A 2,108-nucleotide genomic window follows, 5' to 3' on the forward strand; every position below is an offset into this window, starting at 1 on the left:
CACAACGGGCTGGTGGCGGCCGCGTACCTGGCCCGCGCGGGACTGTCGGTTCTCGTGCTCGAGCAGGCGGCGGCCCCCCGGGGCGCGGGCCGGGCCGGGGCGGGGGTTGTGGGGGGGGGTTATCAGGTTTTGGGGGGGGGCGCTAGAACCAAACACCCCGGTCCCGACGGGAATCCGCACGCACGCCGGTTTGCCCTGGAAGGGGCCGACCACGAGTTCGTGTCCGTCGTGGAAATAGAAGCCCGCCCAGTTCACCTCGGGTAGTGAGTGGTAGAGCAGCGCGCTCAGGTTGGCGGCGTTGGCGATCCGGTCGGGTTCCCCGGCGACCAGGGCGGCCGCCTGCTCGGTGAGCTGTCGGTAGCGATCCGCGCGGTCGCCGGTCAGTGGAACGAGATCGAACGTCATGGTGGGAGATGGTAGACCCGCGCGTCCGGTACGCCATCGCGGCCGGATGCGGGCTGCCGCGCGAAAAGCTGATTGCCGCAATGCTTTTCGGTATCGACTCGCGGTGAGTGAAACCCTGCATCCGGGCGGGTGGGCCCGCGACCATTGCGCCATGACAAACACCTCCACCCGTAAAGCAGCCGTGATCGGCGCGGGGCAGACCGGCGTCACCGCGGCGCTCGGCCTGCTCGACGCCGGATTCGTGGTCACCCTCTACAGCGAACGCGACCAGCGCGGCTTGCGGGACTCCGTCCCCGCCACCGGCACCGCGCTCATCTTCGGCGAAGCGCAGGCCGCGGAAGAAGCGCTCGGCCTGCCCACCTACCTCGACTGGGCACCCCTGCACAGCGGGCTCACCGTCCGGGTGGCCGGCGGCGGTGACGAGCTCATCGAGTTCGACGGCGCCTTCGACGGCTTCCACGGACTCGCCGTAGATACCCGGCTCAAAGCCGACGAGCGGCTCACCACCTTCCTGGAACGCGGCGGGCGTTTCGTCGTCGATACCGTGACCCCTGAACGTCTCGACCCGATCGCCGCCGATAACGACCTCACCCTCGTCGCCACCGGCCGCGGCGGCCTGTCCCAGCTGTTCCCGATCGACGAAACCCGCACCGTCTACGACGCCCCGCAGCGCAGCCTGCTCACCGTCACGGTCACCGGGCTCGGTCACGACGAATCGGTCTTCGCGCACCGCAGCCCGGCCGGCGGCGGTCGCAGCGGATTCTCCATCATCAGCGAACAGGGCGAAGGCTGGTGGGGTCCGTACCTGCACAAGGATGCGGGGCCGAGCTGGGCGTTCCTGGGCTGGGCGAAACCGGGCAGCGAATGGGAGAAGCGTTTCGCCGCCGCCGATTCGGCGGAATCGGCGCACCGGATCGTCACGGAGCTGTACCGCGACTACATCGACTGGGATCTGCCCGAGGTGCTTGCCACGAAGGTGATCGCCGAGGACCCGCACTCCTGGTTGAAGGGCGCGGTCCGGCCGCTGTTCCGGGCCGGGGTGGGATATACCGCCGGCGGGCATCCGGTCGCGGCGCTGGGCGATACCGCCGTCGCCTACGACCCCATCGCGGGGCAGGGCGCGCAGTCCGGTCTCATCCAGGCGCAGCGCCTGGTCGCCGCGGCGGCGGGCCATGAGGGTCCGTTCGACGAAGCGTGGATCACCGCGCAGTACGAGGCGTTCCTGACGGCGCGCGCCGAGGACGCGGCCAAGGTGACCCGGCTGTTCCTCGGCGACCCCGAATTCGCTGAGATCGGGGGCCAGTTCTTCAGCGCGGCCGCCGTGGACCCGCGGTTCGCCTCCGCCGTTGTGAGCACACTGCACCGCCCGCAATCGGTCCACGGGGTGAATTCGGTGGCCGATGCGCACGACCTCATCGCGCAGGTCACCGGGGAAGACGCGGCCGAGGTCCTGGGCCGCTTCCAGCCGGCCGGGCGATTCAGCCGGTCGCAGTACCGGGCCGTCGCCACCAACACGGCTTGATCGGCGCCGACCGTTGCCTGGACCGCTGGCCCGCCCGCCGCCCGGGGGGGGGGGGGGGGGGGCGGGCGGCGCGGGGGGCGGCGGGGCCGGGGGGGCCAGGCAACGGTCGGCGCCGATCAAGCCGTGTTGGGGGCGTCGGCCCGGTACTGCGACCGGCTGAATCGCCCGGCCGGCTGGAAGC

1 protein-coding gene and 2 pseudogenes are annotated in these 2,108 nt (G+C 71.4%); 2 read left to right on the forward strand and 1 reads right to left on the reverse strand.

Translation table 11 applies throughout. The annotated features are described in order from the left end of the window. Positions 1–54: 54 nt before the first annotated feature. Positions 55–132, forward strand: a pseudogene (locus tag QH276_RS05420) (hypothetical protein); the annotation flags it as partial. Positions 133–138: 6 nt separating this feature from the next. On the opposite strand, the pseudogene QH276_RS05425 reads toward QH276_RS05420, so the two are convergent. Then, positions 139–405, reverse strand: a pseudogene (locus QH276_RS05425) (GAF domain-containing protein); the annotation flags it as partial. 151 nt (positions 406–556) lie between these two features. On the opposite strand from QH276_RS05425, the gene QH276_RS05430 reads away from it, so the two are divergent. Further along, a complete protein-coding gene (locus QH276_RS05430; RefSeq protein ID WP_280400228.1) occupies positions 557–1,927 on the forward strand; it encodes a styrene monooxygenase/indole monooxygenase family protein in 1,371 nt (456 codons plus the stop codon). The last annotated feature ends 181 nt before the right edge of the window (positions 1,928–2,108 follow it).

Origin of the sequence: Nocardia carnea (assembly GCF_029869215.1) — a bacterium.
In the GTDB taxonomy this organism is placed as follows: Bacteria; Actinomycetota; Actinomycetes; order Mycobacteriales; family Mycobacteriaceae; genus Nocardia; species Nocardia carnea_B.

Excerpts from the sequence above, each read along its gene's own strand:
- QH276_RS05430 (WP_280400228.1), top strand. The coding sequence starts at position 557 with ATGACAAACACCTCCACCCGTAAAGCAGCCGTGATCGGCGCGGGGCAG.